Source organism: Streptomyces johnsoniae, assembly GCF_031845565.1.
GTDB classification, from domain to species: domain Bacteria; phylum Actinomycetota; class Actinomycetes; order Streptomycetales; family Streptomycetaceae; genus Streptomyces; species Streptomyces johnsoniae.
Map to the genome: position 1 here is coordinate 426,988 of NZ_JAVREV010000001.1, position 19,100 is coordinate 446,087.

Annotated in this window: 16 protein-coding genes; 6 read left to right on the plus strand and 10 right to left on the minus strand. The window is 73.1% G+C overall.

Translation table 11 applies throughout. The features are described 5' to 3' along the window. Positions 1-40: 40 nt before the first annotated feature. Positions 41-403, minus strand: a complete 363-nt coding sequence (queD, locus tag RM779_RS01985; RefSeq protein WP_311615082.1) for a 6-carboxytetrahydropterin synthase QueD — start codon at positions 401-403, stop codon at positions 41-43. 201 nt (positions 404-604) lie between these two features. Between queD and RM779_RS01990 the strand changes: the two genes are divergently transcribed. After that, positions 605-1,498, plus strand: coding sequence for a glycosyltransferase family 8 protein (locus RM779_RS01990; protein WP_311615084.1), 894 nt, complete (start codon positions 605-607; stop codon positions 1,496-1,498). Between the two features lie 25 nt (positions 1,499-1,523). On the opposite strand, the gene queC is transcribed toward RM779_RS01990, so the two are convergent. The 8 genes from queC to RM779_RS02030 all read right to left on the minus strand — a co-directional run bounded on the left by queC (position 1,524) and on the right by RM779_RS02030 (position 13,776). After that, positions 1,524-2,255, minus strand: a complete 732-nt coding sequence (queC, locus tag RM779_RS01995; protein ID WP_311615086.1) for a 7-cyano-7-deazaguanine synthase QueC — start codon at positions 2,253-2,255, stop codon at positions 1,524-1,526. 98 nt (positions 2,256-2,353) lie between these two features. After that, the gene (locus RM779_RS02000; protein ID WP_311615088.1) at positions 2,354-5,230 is read right to left on the minus strand and encodes an AAA family ATPase; all 2,877 of its coding nucleotides are present in this window, start codon (positions 5,228-5,230) and stop codon (positions 2,354-2,356) included. A 110-nt stretch (positions 5,231-5,340) separates the two neighbouring features. Beyond that, a complete protein-coding gene (locus tag RM779_RS02005) occupies positions 5,341-6,072 on the minus strand; it encodes a class I SAM-dependent methyltransferase (protein ID WP_311615090.1) in 732 nt (243 codons plus the stop codon). Between the two features lie 951 nt (positions 6,073-7,023). Next, complete coding sequence (locus tag RM779_RS02010; RefSeq protein WP_311615093.1) at positions 7,024-9,150, minus strand: bifunctional serine/threonine-protein kinase/ABC transporter substrate-binding protein; 2,127 nt, start codon at positions 9,148-9,150, stop codon at positions 7,024-7,026. 167 nt (positions 9,151-9,317) lie between these two features. Continuing rightward, complete coding sequence (secD, locus tag RM779_RS02015) at positions 9,318-11,603, minus strand: protein translocase subunit SecD (RefSeq protein WP_311615095.1); 2,286 nt, start codon at positions 11,601-11,603, stop codon at positions 9,318-9,320. Between the two features lie 67 nt (positions 11,604-11,670). After that, positions 11,671-12,093, minus strand: a complete 423-nt coding sequence (locus RM779_RS02020) for a hypothetical protein (RefSeq protein WP_311615097.1) — start codon at positions 12,091-12,093, stop codon at positions 11,671-11,673. Positions 12,094-12,154: 61 nt separating this feature from the next. Beyond that, a complete protein-coding gene (locus tag RM779_RS02025; protein WP_311615099.1) occupies positions 12,155-12,820 on the minus strand; it encodes a response regulator transcription factor in 666 nt (221 codons plus the stop codon). Further along, complete coding sequence (locus RM779_RS02030) at positions 12,817-13,776, minus strand: sensor histidine kinase (protein ID WP_311615466.1); 960 nt, start codon at positions 13,774-13,776, stop codon at positions 12,817-12,819. The genes RM779_RS02025 and RM779_RS02030 overlap by 4 nt, the downstream gene beginning before the upstream one ends. A gap of 353 nt (positions 13,777-14,129) precedes the next feature. On the opposite strand from RM779_RS02030, the gene RM779_RS02035 reads away from it, so the two are divergent. The 4 genes from RM779_RS02035 to RM779_RS02050 all read left to right on the plus strand — a co-directional run bounded on the left by RM779_RS02035 (position 14,130) and on the right by RM779_RS02050 (position 16,365). Continuing rightward, complete coding sequence (locus RM779_RS02035) at positions 14,130-14,477, plus strand: TraR/DksA family transcriptional regulator (RefSeq protein WP_311615101.1); 348 nt, start codon at positions 14,130-14,132, stop codon at positions 14,475-14,477. A gap of 86 nt (positions 14,478-14,563) precedes the next feature. Next, on the plus strand, positions 14,564-14,884 hold the full coding sequence (locus RM779_RS02040) for a hypothetical protein (RefSeq protein ID WP_311615103.1): 321 nt from the start codon (positions 14,564-14,566) through the stop codon (positions 14,882-14,884). Next, a complete protein-coding gene (locus tag RM779_RS02045) occupies positions 14,881-15,693 on the plus strand; it encodes a rod shape-determining protein (protein ID WP_311615105.1) in 813 nt (270 codons plus the stop codon). The genes RM779_RS02040 and RM779_RS02045 overlap by 4 nt, the downstream gene beginning before the upstream one ends. 60 nt (positions 15,694-15,753) lie before the next feature. Beyond that, on the plus strand, positions 15,754-16,365 hold the full coding sequence (locus RM779_RS02050) for an Rv1733c family protein (protein ID WP_311615107.1): 612 nt from the start codon (positions 15,754-15,756) through the stop codon (positions 16,363-16,365). Positions 16,366-16,694: 329 nt separating this feature from the next. Here RM779_RS02050 and RM779_RS02055 read toward each other — a convergent pair whose 3' ends face one another. Then, positions 16,695-17,579 (minus strand): fructosamine kinase family protein, encoded by an 885-nt coding sequence (locus RM779_RS02055; protein ID WP_311615109.1) that lies wholly within the window; start codon positions 17,577-17,579, stop codon positions 16,695-16,697. 485 nt (positions 17,580-18,064) lie between these two features. On the opposite strand from RM779_RS02055, the gene RM779_RS02060 reads away from it, so the two are divergent. Continuing rightward, the gene (locus RM779_RS02060) at positions 18,065-19,093 is read left to right on the plus strand and encodes an ArsR/SmtB family transcription factor (RefSeq protein WP_311615111.1); all 1,029 of its coding nucleotides are present in this window, start codon (positions 18,065-18,067) and stop codon (positions 19,091-19,093) included. The last annotated feature ends 7 nt before the right edge of the window (positions 19,094-19,100 follow it).

The following is a 19,100-nucleotide window of genomic DNA, read 5'->3' on the forward strand; positions in this document are numbered from 1 at the left end:
ACGGCATCACCTCCTTCCGTCTCGGAATCCGAAACCTCGTTCACGGCCTGTACTCCGCCCACGTCTTGGCCGTCTCCGAGACGCGCACCGCGCTCAGCTCCGGATAGTGGGTCCTCCACTGCTCGAAGATCCAGCGACACAGGTTCTCCGCCGTGGGGTTGAAGGGGACCACGTCGTTCAGATGCCGGTGGTCCATCTTGTCGTCCAACCAGCGGGAGAATTCCTTCAGGTCTCCGTAGTCCCGCACGAACCCCACCTCGCTCAAGGCGTCCGTGCTCGCTGAAAGTGTCAGTTCCACGACGTAGTTGTGGCCGTGGAGGCGTGAGCACTGATGGTCGCGGCCGAGACCGTCGAGTCGGTGGCTCGCCGAGAAGTGGAACTGTTTCGAGATGCCGAAAGGCATGGGGCAACCTCCTCGCTCCGATGATCGCCAGGACGTGTGCCGAACACATCACGGTCGTCACCGAAAGATTCTCCGCGGGAGTACGAAGGGGCGGCGACGGGCCGACCCGGCACCTATGCTCACCGTGCCGCCCCGTCCCGCCGCCGGCGGCGGTTTCCGCGCCCCCGATCCCGGGATCGCCTACCGAGGGAGAGGACATCCGTGAATACAGAAGCTGACGGCGTGGTCCTGTGTTTCGACTCCAACTACGCGTGGCCGGCGTGCGTGGCGATGCACTCGGTCATCCGTACCTGGTCGCACGACAAGCCGCTGAAAATCTACTGTCTTTGTGACTCCTCCCTCACCGCGGCGGACCGGGCGATGGTGGAGGCGGTAGGCCGGCAGAAGAGCTGCGATGTGCGGATCATCGACGTCGAGATCTCGGTCTCCGAGGTGCGCATCCCCCATGTCAGCGCCATGGCCTACGCGCGGGCCATGGCCCCACAGCTCATCGACGCGGAGCGCTTGGTCTACCTCGATTGCGACGTCATCGCATGCACCGGCGTCGGCACGCTCTTGCGGCCCATCGCCGCGGACTACGCACTGGCGGCGGCTCGCGACGTGTACGGGCCGGAGCTCGACGCGCCCCATGTGGGGCCACAGCGCTTTCCGTTCGGGCGACGCGCCGGCACGTTCCCCTATTTCAACTCCGGGGTGATGGCCGTCGATGTCCAAAAATGGCGTGAGCAGGGCGTGACAGAACGCTTCACGGACCTGATGAAAGATCCGGAATGGCGTCCGGCACTGGACGACCAGGACACCCTCAATTTCCTTCTGGACGGCCGCTTCGAGATGCTCGATCCGCGGTGGAACGTCGTTCCTGTGGACTTCCTCAATCGCAGTTTCGGATCGGCCTCCATGCCGGGGGACCGGTATGTCCCGGCCGAGTACCAGCGGGATCTGGAGGAATCGCCCTGGATAGTCCACTATCTGACCGACCGCAAGCCCTGGCTCGTCGACTTCGGTGACGATCCCCTGGGGCACCTGTGGCACGCGACGGCGGCCGAGGCCGCCGACGTCATCGAGCGGGCGCGCGTTTCCCGGCCGCTTCGGTGACGGCCCGGCCGCCTCGCGGGCAGGGTCAGGGCGCCGCGAAGCGCGTGACGCCGTCCAGGTACTCGGTGGGGTCGGGAAGGCCGGCCTCCCGGAAGGCCTCACGCCGCTCGTAGCAGGTACCGCACGTCCCGCAGTGGATGTCGCCGCCCTTGTAGCACGACCAGCTCAGCTCCAGCGGCGCGCGGAGTCGCACGCCGTGCCGCGCGATGTCGGCCTTGGACCACGTCATGAACGGAGCCTCGACACGCGGCGCGTTGAACCCCTCGTTGGCGACCGCTATCAGCCCGCGCAGCGCGTCGACGAAGGCGGGCCGGCAGTCCGGGTAGACGAAGTGGTCGCCGGCGTGCATGCCGAGCGCCACCGTGTCGGCCCGTCGGGCCACCGCCACGGAGGCCGCGAGGTTCGCCAGTACGGCGTTGCGGTTCGGCACGACCGTGACGCGCATGGCCTCCTCCGCGAAATGTCCGTCGGGCACGGCGACCTGGTCGTCGGTGAGGGCCGCGCCTGCCAGCAGCGACCCGAAACCGGCGATCTCCAGCACGTGGTGTTCCGCACCGTAGTGCCGGGCGATCGCGCGGGCCGAGTCGATCTCCTTCCGATGGCGCTGCCCGTACTCCACCGTCACGGCCACGAGCCTGAAACGCAGCGCCGCGAAGTGGGCGAGGAGCGTCGTGGAGTCCATCCCCCCGGACAGCACCACAACCGCGGTGAAGGGGTCCCGAGCGGCATCGTCTCGTGCGGTGTCCTGTGCTTCCATCGGCATCTCCACGTGGGTGCGACTGGGCGCCGAGGCGGTGTCTCGGCCGGGCCGGCTGTCCCGTGTTCCCAGTCTCGGGCGCTCGTGACGTCGGCACATCACGGCTCACCACCGAGATGTTTCGCGCGTCGCGCCGAAGTCGCGGTGCCGTCGGTCAGGATCTCCCAGAGCCCGGGGCGGCCGAGGATCTTGCCGAACTCGCCCCGGCCGGCGATTCCGAGCTTGCGGTAGGCACTCGACAGGTGTAACTCCACCGTGCGGCGTGTGATGTGCCGATTGCCGGCGATCGCGGTGTTCGGCTGCCCGGACACCGCGTCGATCAGGATCTCCCGTTCGCGCGGCGTCAGCGAGAGGATGCCCCGCAGGGAGACGTCCTGCGGGGTGCGTGCGTCCAGGGCCACGAGTTGCAGGCGCACCCGGTCGGCGAGTTCACGAGCGCCGCGATCGGCCGCCAGACGCGCCGAACGGGTCAGGTTCGCCACGGCCTCCCCTGCCCGGCCCGACCGCGCCAGCACCGTGCCCAACTCCGCCATCGCGCGGGCGGTTTCGAGGTCGTGTCCCTCTTCCCGGAGCTGATCGACCGCCGACTTCAGCAGCCGCACCGCCGTCGGTCCCTGGGAGACCGCGCCCAACACCCTGGCGGCCCGCGCCCGTTCCTGCGGCGATCCGGTCCCCTCCGCGAACTTCACCTGCCGGCGGGCCACTCGCACCGCCTGGTCGGGGGACCCGGTCTTCGCCAGCAGAGGGACCCCCTCGTTCCGCCAGTGAAGCGTTCCCGGTCCTGACCCGCCCACCGCCTCGCGATGCCGGACGATTTCCCACAGGTCCTCGGCGCCCCCGGCCAGGTCACCGGCCCTCACCCGCAGCCGCGCCCGGGCGAGCGGCACATCGGCGTCGTACCACTCTGGCGGCGGCCGGCCCTCGTGGTGGTCACGGCGCAGCAGCGTCTCCGCCGCGGCCGGGTCGCCCAGGTCCAGGTGGATGTTGGCCAGGAGACCGACGAGGCGGGTGCGGAACCGGCCGTAGCCGTGGCCCCCGCGCATCGGCAGATCCGAGAGCCGTTCCGTGAGCATGAACCTGGCCGCGAACAGCTCACCGGCGGCGTAGTGTCCCGCGGCCTCGACGAGTTCGACCGCGACGCGCACCCACCGGGGCAGCCGGCCCAGGTCGTGGACGAGTGCGTGCCGACGGGCGAACGCCTCCGCCTGGTGGCCGCCGTCGATCAGCACGGTCAGCGCGGCCGGTAAGGCCGGCGGTTGCAGTAAGAGGTCTTCGAGGTCGTGATCGAGGGCTTCGCGCGCGCGGGCGAGCGCGGTCGACGGCGCCCGGTCCAGCAGATCGGAAAAGCAGGCGCTGACCGCCAGGGCGGCGGGATGGCCGCGCACATCGCCACGAGCGGGAGAGGCGCCGGCGCCTTCATCGGCACGAACGGCGGCCGACGTGGGCGAGACGGGCCTGCTGTAAGCGCGGAAGTCCTGCGGCCAGTCGTGCCACTCCGTACCCGCCACGGCGGACCGCACCGCCTCCAGGACGTCACGTTCCTCGTCGGGTCGGTCCCCCTCGCACAGCGTTGCCCCGACCAGGCCGAGCAGCCGGCGGCCGAGCGCCATGTCGGTCGTGCGCCCGAGCATCTCCGCCGCTGCTCGCATGCCTTCCCGCCGGTCGAGTGCGATGCGGGCGGCGGCCAGCTCGGGCGCGACGCGGGACCACGTGCCCTCCGCACCGGCCTGGGCGGCCTGTTCCAGGTAGCGGACCCGATCGCTCGCGGTGGTGTCGGCGGAGCGGGCGGCCGTGATCATGGCGGTGACCGACCACGGGGTGTCCAGGGGAACCGTTGACGCGGCGAGGTGCCGGGCCACCCGGGGCGCGGCGTCGCGGCGCCGGTGCAGGAAGGCGGCGGCGGCCAGGTGCGCCGCGTTGCGGCTCATCACGGTCATGGTGCCGCGCAGCGTGGTGCTCAGAAGTGGGTGGCGCAGGGACACCGCGTGGTCGTCGGTGACCAGACGCATTCGCGCCAAGAGGTCCAGCGTCTCCAGCGCGTCCTTGAGACGACACCCGCTGACGCGTGCCACGAGCGCGGGGTCCGCCTTGCCGGAGACCGTCGCGACGGCGATCGCCTCGGCCATCGCCCGCGCCCGCGGATCGACCCGGCTCGCGCGGCCGATCATCGCATCGGCCACGGCCGGGATCACGGCCTCCCGCAGCTCGTCCGCCAGTATCGTCAGGGGGTCCTGGGCCCGTATCCAGTCGCACACCGCGATGACCATGAACGGGTTGCCGGCGGTGATCCGGTGACAGGTCGCAACGATGTCGGCGTCGGGGCGGCGGCGCAGCCGCTCCGCCATGAGGGCGCCGGTCTCCCGCTCGTTCAGACCGCGCAGGGTGATGGTGCCGGCGCCGTGCAGCAGATTCGCGAGTTCGGCCGCGGCGACGGCTGGTTCGCCGCGCCGGGTCGAGGCGATGAGCATCACCGGTAGGTGCGCGATGTCCCGCAGGGCGCGTCGCAGCAGGACGAGGGCGGCGGGGGTCGCCTGGTCGATGTCGTCCAGTGCGATGACCAGGGGGGCTTCGCGGGTCAACGCTTCGACCAGGTCGGGGAAGCCGCCCGGCACGCCGTCCTCGGCCGGTTTCCTGGCATGCGTGTCCCCGGGGCGGACATCGGCACGTAACCGCGCGGCGGCGCGTTCGACCTCCGCGCGGTGATGGCCGGCGGCCAGCCGGAGCAGCCCGTCCACGAGCGCCGTCAACAACCGGTTCGCATGCCGGGAGGACGCTATGTGAACGGTGGGATCGGCACGGGACGTCGTGTGGCGGCAGACCAGGGTCAGCAGAGCGGTCTTGCCCACCTTGGGCTCGCCCGTCACCACGTGACAGGTGAGCCCCGTGCGCCTGCTGTGGTGACGCGCCGCCAGCAGTCTCCTGAGCAGCTCGGTCCTGCCCACGATCCCCTCATGACGTGTCCGCGTGTCCAGCATCCCCACTCCTCGCGATCGGAAGACATCGGATCTCGGAGGACGGTGTCCCGCCGTCGGGCGCGCTCCTGCGACGGACGGCGGGTGTGCCGCCCCGGCCGGGCCGTCCGGAATCAGGCGCCCGGGCGGGCGACCAGGACCGTTGCCTGATCACCGATCCCGTGTGGCCGACCGGCGAAGTGGCGGGCCAGGGCGGGCTCCAGAGCGCTCCGGATCTCCTCGGCCTTCGGGTGAGGCCCGTACCAGAAGTCGGTCAGCACGGCCGCCGCCGTCGCGACCCGCTCCGCCCTTCCCACCTCGTCGAACCGGATCGACGCCTCGGTGCGGTGGAGGGCGAAGTCAGTGAAACCGTGCTCGGCGAGTGCCTCGGCCGCCGTCGACAGCAGGTAGCCGTGATGGTCGTAGGGCTCCCCGGCGACCGGCACGCAGACCTCGTTGAGCAGTGTCAGAAGCTCGTTCCCCGAACCGCCGGCGATCAGCACGACCTTCGACTCCGGATGGTCCGGGTCGCAGACCCGGACCATCTCCGTGACGGCGTGCCCGATATCGCTGACGTAGGGGAGGACCCATGCGCAGTAGACGGCGTCGAAGGAGGCGTCGCGGAAGGGAAGCTCCTCCGCGGTCCCGGCGAACACGTTCACCACGCCGGTGGTGTCTCCCGCCTGGATCGACTCCACCAGCTGAGCGTGCGGCTCGACGGCCGTGCAGTGCCCGATCCGCGCGGCGACGGCACGCGCCAGCTCCCCGCTGCCGCCGCCGACATCGAGCACGCTGCGATTGCCTGCCGTGAGGCTGCGCACGAGGTCGATCTCCTCTCCGCGCTCCAGCCGGGTCGCGAAGCCCACCCATCCGTTTCCGGTGACCCGTCGTGGCCCGCGGTATCGCGTGGGCCGCCGGTCGTACGGGCCCAACGCGGAATGCTCCAGCAACTGCGCAAGCGAAAGCGGGGCGGGGCGCTCGGATTTCCATGAAACGCTGCCGTGAGCCGATGTGTCGAGCCGTGTTTCCGTCATGCCAAGTCCACCTCAACCAGTCGTGTGGGAGGGATCGGGTTCGGAACTGGGGCGGCCGTCCCGCGGTCTGCATTCGCAGCACCCGGCGACGCACTTGTGGCGTCGCCCCGAAGGCGGGATCTCTCGTGGATGAATGTGCTCGGAACGAGTATGTCGCCGTCTGGTTCGCCGCGGGTACGGCACCAACTGCCACAGGTATGTTGCCCCATCACACGTGGGAAATGCACACGTGTGTTCGTCCGGCTTCCTTCGCGGGCAGCCGTGGCGTCGTCGCGTGACGCCGGGGTTCCGGCGTTCTGCCAGCTCAGCGGTGGCCTCGGAGCGCGGCAGGCTCGGTGTCCCCCGCGGTGCATGGGCCGACGCGGTCGGCGTCCGCCCCGACCCGCTCATGCCCGGGCGGGTCATGCCCGCGGGACGACCGCCCAATCTCTCTTTATGACCCCCGCCCCCCGAGTTCACGTCGGACGCCGTCGGGCTGTACCTCTCGGATTCCAGCCAAATTTTCGAGCGAGGGGCTCGCGGCCGAGCGGGACATTCCGCGCGAGGCGACGAAATATTTCGCCGCATAGGTGAATCGGAGAACCACTTCCCGTTCACCCGGAGGCCACCACCGCACCCGGAGCCGCCGACCCGCGGGCGGTAGCCGAGGGTCCGGCCGGTCCTCGCCGGGGACGGTCACCTCAATGACGTTGCCCCAGCGTTTCGTCAGTGACGTTTCGCAAAGCGTGTGCCAGGGCTCGGTTCGCGGCACGGCGGTGACGCGATGTGACGGGCGATGGCGCGTCAGGGTTCGTATGTGTGGTCCTCGACCGGGCCGAGCGGGGCGAACTCACCGTTCTGGACCTGGAAAAGCTGAGGGCCGTCGCCCGCGTAGTCGCCGTCGGAGTCGAAGGCGATGAGGCCGGTGACTCCTTCGAGGCGGTGGCCCGCCACCGCCTCGAACGCCGCTTCCCGGTCCGCCTCCCTGCCGGCCCCCGCGACCGCCTCGATGATCAGTGCGGCGACGTCGAACGTCCTGGCCGAATAATGGCCAGGTCGCCGGCCGTTCGCCTCCTCGAAGAGCTGGGCGAACCGTCGGCCCTCCTCGCTGACGGACGAGTCGAACCGGTGAGAGACCAGGTACCAGCCCTCGGAGGCGTCCTGCCACGCGGAGAGGAAGCGGCGGCCCATGAGCCCTTCCCCGCCGACCAGGTCTCCCGTGTAGCCCTTGTCCCGCAGCGCGACTGCCAGTTCACCGGCCTGATCCAGGGAGCCGCAGAACGCCACGGCGTCCACGGTCGCCTCGACGACGTACTGGGCGGCGTCCTCGAAGGGCGCCGACCTCCGGGCGTACGACCCCGCCTCCCGCAGACGCTCCACCACCGCGTCCGCCAACTCCCGGCCGGGCGCGGAGGCATCGTCGATCACCACCGCCGCGCTGCCGGCGAGGAAGCTGCCGATCGCCGCCCCCGCCTGCCGGTCGTTCGGGACGCCGCGCAGGAAGGTGGCGAAATCTCGCTGCCCGGCGAACTCCGGGCTGGTGACCAAAGGGCTCACGGCGGCCAGGCCCGCCGCCGAGTACAGCGGGCCCGCCGCCTGTGCCGTGCCGGAGTACGCCGGGCCGACCACCGCGAGCACCCGACCGTCGTCGATCGCCGCCCGCGCGGCGGCGGTGGCGGCGTCAGCCGTGCCCTGGTCGTCGGCCGCGAAGACCTCGAAGCGGAGGCCGGGGTGGTCGCCGGACTCGTTGGCCAGGTCGGCGGCCAGTTGTACCGACGCGAGCATGTCGCGGCCCACGTCGGCGTTTTCGCCGGTCAGCGGGCCCTGGACGGCTATCCGCACGGTCGTGGGCTCGCCGCTGGAGCCGTCGCCGTACGTGTCACCGCCGTTCGTGGCGGAGTCACCGCCGCCGTCGCTGCCGCCGCCGCCGCCGTCGCCGCCGCCGGAAGTGGTGAGGGCGTACGTCAGCGCGCCGAGCCCCGCGACGCCCGCCACTCCCCCGGCGATGGCCAGCGCGCGGCGCCGCGAGGGGCCTCGCGCGGGAGGGGGCGTGTCGGTCCGCGTACGGACCGAGCCGGCCACCGCCTCCGGCAGCCAGTCCAGGGCGGCAAGGCCGCCCGCGTCATCGCCCAGCCGCTCGACCAACTCCGCGACCCCCGGGCGCCGTTCGGGGTCCTTCTCCAGGCACCGGCCCACCAGCTCCCGCAGCCCACCGTCCGGCATTCGCGTGAGGTCGGCCGGCTCGTACGCCGCGCGGAAGTTGACCTCGTGCGCGAGCCCCGAGCCGAACGGGCCGGTGCCGGTGACCGCGTAGACCAGCACCGCGCCGAGGGCGAAGACGTCACTGGCCGGGCCTGCGCCCGCACCCCTCAGCTGCTCGGGCGCGATGAAGCCGGGCGTTCCCACTATCGCCCCCGTCTGTGTGAGAGAGGTGCCGGTGATGGCGAGCGAGATACCGAAGTCGATGACGCGCGGCCCGTCGCCCGCCAGCAGCACGTTCGACGGCTTGAGGTCACGGTGCACCACCCCGGCGGCGTGGATCGCCTCCAACGCCTCGGCCAGCGCCCCGCCCAGCGCCCGCACCGATGCCTCGGGCCAGGGGCCGTGCGCGGTGACCGCGTCGTTCAGCGGCAGCCCGGGCACGTACGCCGTCGCCAGCCACGGCGGCGTGCCCTCCGGGTCGGCATCCACCACCCCGGCGGTGAAGAAGCCGTTGACGCAGCGGGCGGCGGCGACCTCGCGGGCGAAGCGACCGCGGAATTGCGGGTCCTCGGCCAGCTCGGCCCGCACGACCTTCACGGCCACCGGCCGCCCGCCCGGCGACCGCGCCAGGAACACCCGCCCCATGCCGCCGGACCCGAGCCGCGCCAGCACCTGGTAGCGCCCCACCCGCTCCGGATCGCCCGCCTCCAACGCCTGAAACGCCGTCATGTATGTGCCCCGTCCCGATCCGCCAACAGCCGATAAAGCGTAGCGATGAAGCGCTCACGGCAGAGCCACGCCGATGCGCGGGGCGCGGCCGATGCGCGGGGCGCGGCGTTCGCGGGCCCGGGATGCCGATCGCTCAGGCAGCATCATCACCACGCTGCACGGGACGGCTACTGCCGCGGCCGCCGGCTCGTCGGCCGTCTCGACGCGGCGGCCGGCCGGCCTTTGCCGCGCCCGGCGCGTGCGTGCAGCGCGATGGCCAGGGGGGTGGCGGTGAACACCGAGGAGCAGGTGCCGACGACGAGGCCGATGAGCAGCGCGAGGGCGAAGTCGGTGAGCGAGCCGCCGCCCAGCACGGCGAGGGCGGTCAGGATGAACAGGGCGCCCATGCCGGTGTTGACGGTGCGGGGGATGGTCTGGAGGACCGCCGTGTTGGCGAGGGAGGCGAACGTCCCGGGGCGGGCACTCAGTTCGCGCAGACGGTCGAAGACGACGACGGAGTCGTTCACGGAGTAGCCGATGACGGTGAGCAGGGCGGCCAGGAAGACGCCGTCGACGGGTTTGCCGAGCCAGGCGAAGGCGCCGACGAGGATGAGCGCGTCGTGGGCCATGGTGAGGACCGCGGCGGTGGCGTAGGTCCAGCGGAACCTGACGGCGAGGTAGCCGAGTTGGGTGACGAGGGCGGCGCCGAGCGCGATGAGCGCGCCGGTGCGCAGTTCCTTGCCGAGGCTGGGGCCGATCATCTCGTCGCGGACCTTCCGCGTGTCGCCCCCGAGGCCGCTGATCGCCTGCCTGGCCTCGGCCTCCTGCGCGTTCGAGAGTTCCTGGGTGCGGACGGTCAGCCCGCCGTCGGCGGAGGCGTGGACGACGGCGCGCGGCAGGTCCGCCTCCGCCAGGGCGTTCCTGGCCTCGTCGGCGTCGACGGGCCGCTCGGTGGTGTACTCGATCATCCGGCCGCCGGTGAACTCGACGCCGAAGTCCAGCCCGCGGGCCGTGATGCCGCAGAGGGCCAGGACCACGGCCGCGGCCGAGAGCGCGAGCCACCGGCGGCGGCGGCGCATCAGCTGCGGGTTGCGGCGTTCGAGCCAGGAACGGACCCGGCCGCGCACACCGATGCCCGAACGGGCGGGGCGGAGGCGTGCGCCCCTGCGGTCGACGGCGAGTCCCGCCAGGGCGCGGGTGATCACCAGGGCGCTGAACATGGAGGCCAGCACGCCGATGCCCAGGGTGACGCCGAAGCCGCGTACCGGCCCGGAGGCGAGGAAGAACAGCAGGGCGGCGGCGATGAGCGTGGTGACGTTGGTGTCGGCAATGGCGCCGAAGGCTTTGCGGAACCCGGTGGCCAGCGCGGTGCGCACGGTGGTGCGGCGCCGCGCGGCGTACTCCTCGCGGGCACGTTCGAAGACCAGCACATTGGCATCGACCGCCATGCCGATGGCCAGGGCGAAGCCGGCCAGGCCCGGCAGGGTCAGCGTGGCACCCAGGGCGGCCAGGGCCGCGTAGGAGATCAGGGCGTAGCAGGCCAGGGCACAGGTGGCGAGGAAGCCGAGCAGCCGGTAGGCGGCGATGATGAACAGCGACGTGAGTGCGGCGCCGATGAGCGCGGCCCGGGCGCTGGCGCTGATGGCCTCGGCGCCGAGGGTGGGGCCGATGGTGCGCTGCTCGATCGTCTCCACCGGCACGGGAAGGGCGCCGCCGTTCACCAGCAGGGCCAGTTCACGGGCCTCGGCGCGGCCGAAGTCGCCGGTGATCTGCGTCGTTCCGCCGGTGATGCCCCCGCCGCAGGCCACGGAGGGGTCCACCTGGGGCGACGAGATCAGCTCGTCGTCCAGCACGATCGCGATGCGGCGGGCCGGGTCGCCGTCACCGGCGCAGGCGGCCCGGCCGGTCAGCCGCGCCCACGCGTCCCCGCCCGCGCCGTCGAAGTCGACGGTGACGAACCAGCCCAGGCCCTGCTGCGTGTCCAGCCGGGCCTCGGCACCGGACACGTCCGCGCCGGTGAGCTCCGGCGGGCCGAGGCGCAGCCGCTGACCGGTCTCGTCCGGCAGGACCCGTTCCCCGGAGCCGTCCGGGTCCGGCCCGGACTCCGCCCGGCCGGCGCCCGCGGGGCCGAGCACGGGGTGGAACGTGAGCTGCGCCGTACGGCCGAGGACGTCGGCGGCCTCGCGCGGGTCCTGGACGCCGGGCAGTTCGACGATGATGCGGTTGTCACCGGAGCGCGTGAGCGTGGGTTCGGCTACGCCCAGCGCGTCGATGCGGTGGCGCAGGACCTCAAGGGTGTGATCGGTGGCCGCCGCGTCGGCCTCCACGCTGGGCGCATCGCGGGTCTGGAGAACGATCTGTGTTCCGCCGCGCAGGTCGAGGCCGAGGCGCGGCGGGACGACGACGGCGATACAGGCGGACAGGGCGAGTACGACAAGGGAAAGGGCGCAGCGCACCCGGGTGGCACGGGTCAAGGGAACGGCTCCAGCAGGCATGCCGCGGCCCACGCAGGCGAGGGCCGCGTGTCGGACAGGGTCTCGGTCAGCTGCCGGAAGGCGGAGCGCGCCCGGCCAGGGGCGCGGTGTACGGGGGGTGGGCGGCGGGGATCGCGGCCCGCCGCGGCCCGGCCGGGCTCAGGAACTCGGACGGGAGCGTGGGGGCCGGCGTGGCGATCAGCGGCTGGAGGGGCAGCTCCGCCGGGGCGCCCTGCGCGGCGCGCGGCGGAGCGACGGCGTCCGGCCTGTCGGCGTCCCAGGTGCCGGCGGCGCGGTCGGGCGCGCCCTCCGCCGGTGCCGGGGCCGCCGCCGCGGCGGCGGCCCCGGCACCGGCGCCCGGCGATGCGGTCACCGGGGCGGCGAGCAGGCAGACGACGGCGAGCAGGAGGACGGCCAGCGCGCGGCACCGGCCGGCCCGGGGCAGAGGCCCCCTGGGGTGGCGGGAAGCCGCGATGGGCCACGGGAGCATGCGCGGCCTCCTCGGGGGCTTCCGGAGCGGGAACGGGCCCGCGCGGGCGGCTGCCGGTGCCTCAGGGCTCGATCAGGCCGGCGCGGATAGCGTAACGGGTCAGCTCCAGCCGGTCCCGCATGCCCAGCTTGTGCAGCAGGTTCGCACGGTGGCGGTGGACGGTCTTGACGCTGATCACGAGGGTGTCGGCGATCTCCTGGGAGGTGTGGCCCTCCGCGATGAGCTTGAGGACCTCCTCTTCGCGGGGCGTCAGAACGCTGTCGGGCACTTCCTTGCCGTCGCGGGCGCGGTCGAGGTAGTTGCGGATCAGGGCGGTGACCGCGCCGGGGTACAGAAAGGGCTCGCCGCGCCCGACCGCGCGGCAGGCGGCGACCAGGTCGCGGTCGGCGACGGACTTGAGCACGTATCCGCAAGCGCCGGCCTTGAGCGCCTGGAAGAAGTACTGCTCGTTGTCGTACATGCTCAGCATCAGGATGCGCAGGCCGGGCTGGGACTGCGCGAGTTCGCGAGCGGCCTGGAGGCCGGTCATGCGCGGCATGGCGACGTCCAGGATGGCCAGGTCGGGGTGGTGGGCGGCGGCGGCGCGGACGGCTTCGGCACCGTCCCCCGCCTCGGCCACGACCACGAAGTCGGGTTCTCCCTCCAGGATGAGCCGAACGCCGCGGCGCACCAGGGCGTGGTCGTCGGCGAGGAGGATGCGCGTCGCGGCCGCGGTCGCTTCTGTCATGGGCGGGCGCCCTTTCCTGCGCTGGGCACGGTCAGCAGCACGCGGGTGCCGCCGGCCGGGCTGGGTGCGATGTCGAGAGTGGCGCCGAGCAGCAGGGCGCGTTCGCGCATACCGCGGATTCCCGCTCCCTCGGCCGCCTCGCCGATGCCGCGGCCGTCGTCGTCGATCCGCAGGACGACGGAGGAGCCGGTGCGGTGGATGGCCAGCTCCGCCCGGTCGGCCTCGGCGTGGCGGGCGATGTTGGTCAGCCCTTCCTGGGCGACGCGATAGATCACCACCTCCGCCTCCCGTTCCAGCGGCGGAAGCCCGGACTGGATGCCGCGGGAGACCTTCATGCCGGTGTGGGTGGCGAAGTCGGTGGCCAGGGAGGTGAGGGCCGCCGCGAGGCCGAGGTCTTCGAGGACTCCGGGCCGCAGCCTGCGGGCGAGGCGGCGCACCTCGTCCAGGCTGTCGCGAACGGTCTCCTGGGCCAGCAGCAGTTCACCGCGCAGCGGGTCGGGGGCCTGGTCGGCGGTGCGTTTGAGGCCGAGCAGGACCGCGGTCAGGCTCTGGCCGACCTCGTCGTGCAGCTCGGCCGCGATGCGGCGCCGTTCGGTCTCCTGCGCGGACAGCGCGCGGGCGCTTGAGGTGGCGCGTTCGGCCTCAAGCCGGTCCAGCATGGCGTTGAAGGCGTGGACCGGCTCGGCGATGCCGCCCCGGACGGGCGCGGACAGCCGCTGTCCCGGCTTGAGCAGGTCGACCGTGGACATCAGCCGGGACAGCCGGTCGAGCGGCGCGAGCCCGATCCTCAGCAGGGCCGCGTTGGCCACCAGCATCACGCCGAGACCGGTCAGCAGGATGGCGGCCTCGGGCAGCAGGATCGGCACCGACACGGTCACCGGCGCCCACAGCAGCAGCGCCGTGGCCGCGCCCAGCACCACGGCGTTCAGGCCGAAGATCCGCCAGAACAGGGACACGGAACGCCACGCCTCCTTCGTCTTCTTCGCCTTCTTCGCCTTCTTCGGTGCGGTCTCCGTCACGCACGCCCCCAGTGTCGTCCCGGGCCCGGACCGCCGCTTCCCAGGGCCGCCGCTTCCCCGGGCACCCGCCGGGTGTGCGCGGTCAAGCCTGCCTGCTCCGGCGGGTCCGGGTCGATGGCGACCACGGCCCATTCCGCGCCCGTCCGTGGGCGTCCGCCCGCGCGGGTCTGCACCCCGCGACCGGCCCGAAATGGGGCCTGGGCCCGATGGCCGTTCGTTCCGCGCCGGGTCACAGTGAAAGTTCAGGGAGGAGCGGACCGGTGAACCGGCCCGCTCCTCCGTACGATTTTGTGGCAGAAGGGACCACGTTCGCGATGTCACCGGAGACGAGCCGCCCCGCGGCCGAACCCGCGGGAGCGCAGGACGCCAGGCAGCGACTCGAGGACGAGCGCGATACCCGCCTCGCACAGTTGCGGGCCCTCGACAGCGCTGCCGACGGCGCGGATGCCGACCACCTCGTGGGGCCGCAGCGGAGTGCCGTGCAGCGCGCCCTTCAGGACATCGAGGCCGCGTTCACCCGGCTGGACAGCGGTACCTACGGGACCTGCCAGGGGTGCGCCGCCCCCATCCCGGCGGCGCGGCTGGACATTCTGCCCCACGCCAGGTATTGCGTCCCCTGTCAGCAGCGCGCCGGCTGACCCGTCGGCCGTCCATCCGCCCCCCTCGGCTCCGGCACCGCCGGAGTCTTCGTTCGTCCGTGGTCTCGCCTCGAAGGGGTGAAGCAGTGAACCATCAGTCCCCTGCCGAGTTGACCGAGTGGACCGAGTGGACCGAACTACGGCAGAGCCTCGGGGAGCAACGTGTCCTCCGCGGGGACCGGCCGAGCGGGCCGGGGCCCGGGCGGGGCGGCGGTGAGCCGGCAGCCGCCTCCCGGCGGAAGGCGCGGGACGCGCGGGACGCGCTGTGCGCCACCGCCCGCATGGTCCTCGCCGACGTGGCGGACGCCCTGCGGCGCGGGCACGCCACCGCGCCGCCGCGCCTGCGGATCGTCGCGCGGGCGCGCTGCTGCTCCCCCTGCCACCGGTCGGGGGAGGCCGGCCGATGAGCCCCCGCGACGCCGGCGGCGCGCGCCGCCGGCCGGCCTGGCCGCTCCGCCGCCGGGGCCCCGGGATCGCCCTCGACCTGGGGAGCGCGAGGACCCGGGTCTGGACGACGGGCCGCGGCGACATCCTCGACGTGCCCACGGTCGTCGGCCGCGGCGCCGGAACGGGCCACCCCGTCCGGCGGGGAACGATCGTCGACTCCGAGGGCGTCGCGCGGCTGCTGTCCCGGCTGGTGGCGGAACGCGTGCCGCGGAACGCCCGGCCCGTGGTCGTCTTCACCACGCCCGTCCTCAGCGACCCGGGCCACCAGGCCGCCGCCGCGGACGCCCTCCGCGCGCTGCGCCCCAGGACCGTGCTGGCCATCGACGGCGTCAAGGCCATCGCCCTCGCCGCCGGAGCCGACCTGTCCCGGCCTCTGCTGGTCGTCGACCTCGGCGCGCACCTCACGGAGGTGGCGCTGCTCGCCGACGGCGCCGTGGCCGTGGCCCGCCGGAGCGCCACGCCCGCCGACGGCACGGCGGGCGCTCGCCCCACGGAACGGGCCGCGGGCATCGCCGCCCTGATCACCGGCATGTTCAGCGACGACCCCAGGCCGCAGATGGTCGACGCGCTCGATCGCGGCCTGCTGCTCGCCGGCGGCGGGGCGCTGCGCCCGAAGCTCGCGCACCTGCTGTGCGCCCGCCTGCGCGTCCCCGTTCAGGCCGTGCCCCAGCCGCAGACCGCCGCCGTCCGCGGCGCCGCCCGGGCACTGGACGCCGCCCGGCGCCACCCCGGCCTGGGCACGCCCGTCGACACGCCCCCGCCCGCCTGACCCCGCGCCGCGCCGCGTCCACCGAGTGCACCCACCCCACACCGAACGAAGGACGGAACCGTGTCCGATCCGATCCCGCGCGCCCAGCCACCCCCGCAACGCGCCGAACACCCCGACCGTTGGTGGCGCTGGCGGAACAACCCGCTGCGCCGACGGAACGACCTGTTCCAGGCGTGGGTGGGCCTGCTCCTCGCGGTCGCCGTGGGCGTCGCCACGCCTCTCACCGGCTGGGCCGTCGGTGCCTCGGTGCACGGCAGCCTGAGCGCCACCGCCGAGCAGCAGGCCCGCACGGGGCGGCACCTGACGGCCGTTCTCGTGCACGATGCGCCCCGGCATCCCGAGCCCGGCTCCGCGGAGGCCCGGGAGACGCGCTATCCGGCCGAGGTCGCGTACACCGCCCCCGACGGCACGGGCCGCACCGCCACCGCCGACGTCGTCCCCGGCCTCGCGGCGGGAGCCGGCGTACGGGTGTGGGTCGACGGCGACGGAGACATCGCCGACCCCCCGGCGGGCCCCGAGGACATCCGGTACCGCGCCATCGGCTGGGGCAGCGCCGCCGGCTGCACTGTCCTGGCGACCGGCAAACTCGCCTACGCCGTCACCGCACATCTGCTGGACCGGCGCCGTTCCGCCGCGTGGAGCGACGCGTGGCACCGCGCCGCGGACCGCTGAGCCACGCCTCCGTGAAACGCCGGCGGGCGGAGCCGGGCCGGGCGACCAGGGGCGGTGGACACGAGCCGCACTGGCCCGGAGGCCGAACGGCGGACAGCGACGGGCGGGCAACCGCTGGTCCCAGCCGGGCCGACTGAGAACGTGTCCTGTGCTCCCGTGTTCGCGCTCGCCGACGGCTGGCAGGGCCCAGCCCGAAGGCCGCGGGCGGCGCCCGAATCTGCCGTCGTGTGATGTACACGATTTTCGACAGCTCCGAGGTGCGGGCGCACGGGTTGGCGGAAGCCGCGGTGATGCCGCGGTGGTCGGCTGAGCCCTCGACTCAGCTGCGCTCAGGGCCGCTGCCGGAACGGGGCGAGCGTGGCGCGCACGAGGTCCGCGGCGCCCCAGTCGGGGTCGAACTGGGCGATCACGGCCAGGTGCTGGCGTAGCTGGAGGATCGGCATGCGTTCGCGCCAGTCGCGGTCGAGCCCGGTCAACTCGGCGTACAGCTCGAAGAACACGTGCGCCTCCGGCGGCGGCGCCGTCGTCCACAGGTGGGCCAGATCGACCTCGGCCCACGTGTACGACACGGCCGGATCGATCAGCGCGGGCCGTCCGCCGGGCGTGGTCATGACGTTCAGCGCCCACAGGTCGCCGTGCGTCAGGCACGCGGGCCTGACCGGCAGCAGCTCGGGAAGCCGGTCACACAGCCGTTCAAGAGCCGCCCGGTCCGCGGCGTCGAGCGCCTCCTGGACGCGGCGCTCGCCGAGCCAGCGCAGCAGACGGTGCTGGGCGAAGAACGCGAACCCGTCGTCATCCCAGGTGTTGACCTGCCGACGACGGCCAAGCCAGTTGTCCCGGTGCCACCCGAACCGGGGGTGCCGCGTGGTGGTGTGCAGGTGGGCGAGCGCATGCGCGAGCTGCTCCCAGAAGGCCCCGGTACCCGGCCGGGGCCGCAGCACGGACAGCACGAGCAGGTCGCGGTCCGCGCGGATGATCTCGGGCGTGGCGATGCCGCCCGCCTCACGCAGCACGGTGAGCCCCTCGGCCTCCGCGGCGAAGGCGTCGTCCGACGGCGGTTCGCCGAACGCCTTGACGAACACCGACGTGCCGTCGCCGCGGCGCGCGAGCCCCGCGGTCGCGGCGAGGCCGCCAGTGGCCGGCTCGACCGCGACGACGTCGGTCAGGCCGGCCGCGTGCAGGCGTCGGAGCAGGAATGACCTCGCGGCTGTCACAGGTGCTCCTCCTCGCTGGTCCCGCGTCCCGCGTCCCGCGTCCCGCGTCCCGCGTCCCGCGTCCTGACGATCAGGGCCGAGCCCGCGGCGGCTCAAGCGCACCCTCAGCGGGAACGACCCTCTCACGAGCGCCTGTTGCTCGCACTCTCCCGCGAGAGCCGCATCGGCGCGAAGCCGCTTCCGCAGCGTTTCCGCCGATCCCGGCCACTGATGCTCCTGCCGGTGACGAGCATGCCCCGCGCGCACGTGGACGCGCGCACGTGGACCAGTCCGGGCCGGTGAGCCGCCGTTGTCACCTCGTACCAGCCGCTGCTCGCCGTTACGTGCCAGAAGCGCCAGCCCAACGTCGGCCCGTGGCTGCAACGTTGGCGGCGTTCGGCAGCAGTGTCCGGGCCGGGGGCACCGCCGTCTCGACGTCGGGGGCGAATAGTCCGAGGATGCCGAGGAACGGCACCACCGGCCTGTTACCTTGACGAGGGGGCCTCATGGCTGTGCGCATCCACCTGAGCAGTGCGGACCTGCGAAGCGTCACGGTGGCGCGCTGCGCGGAGCCGTTGTGTGAGATGGAGCGGAGCCTGCGGGCGCTGCGGTTGCCGGCGCGTGATCCGGTGACGGTCCGCTGGCGCCAGTGGGCACGCAGGCAGCTGCCGAAAGCGGCGTACCCCCTGCTGACACTGGTCCCGGCCAGCGGCCCCAGCCCTGACTTCCTGACCCCTCTCACCACCAGCCCCGACCTCGACCCCGCCCTGAACGCCGTGCTGAGCACGCCACCCGCCCGCCTCCTGGGGGACCTCGGTCCGCTCGCCCACCGCAGCAGACCCTCGTCCTGGGTGGCCGATCTGACGAGCGGGAGCCGACCTGCGCTGCGCCGTCTGGAACTGGCGATCACCAGCTACCACGACGCCATTCTGAAGCCGGTGAAGCACCACCTGACCACCGAGTTCGACACGGCTGCGGACGGCATGGCGCAGACCCTGGCTCACGGCGGCCTCGACGCCCTGCTGCGCGATCTGCACCCCTCCATCCGCTGGGAGCCGCCCGTACTCCACGTGGCGCACAGGCGGCTGGACGAGGACGTCCGTCTTCATGGCCAGGGGCTCCACCTGATCCCGTCCTTCTTCGCGAACTCCAACGCGGTCATGAACGATGCGGTCGCGCCCTACGTCGTGGTCTTCCCGATGCGGCGCCGCGCCCTATGGCACGCCGACTCCGGCCGCCCGGCACGGGCACTCGCCGACTTGCTCGGCGACACCCGCGCCACCCTCATGTACGCCATCGCCCGGGCCGCCCAAGGCGTCTCGACCACCGCACTCGCCCAGCGAGCCGGCATAGCCAACTCCACCGCGAGCCACCACGTCAAAGCCCTCCGCGGCGCCCAGTTGGTCGCCACCCGACGCGCCGGAACCAGCGCCCTGCACACGCTCACGCCGCTGGGCGAGCAAGTGCTCCGCTCCAATCCGCACCCCGATCCGCACCCCGATCGGCGCCCCGATCCGCATCCCCCGGCTCGCTGATCCGCGC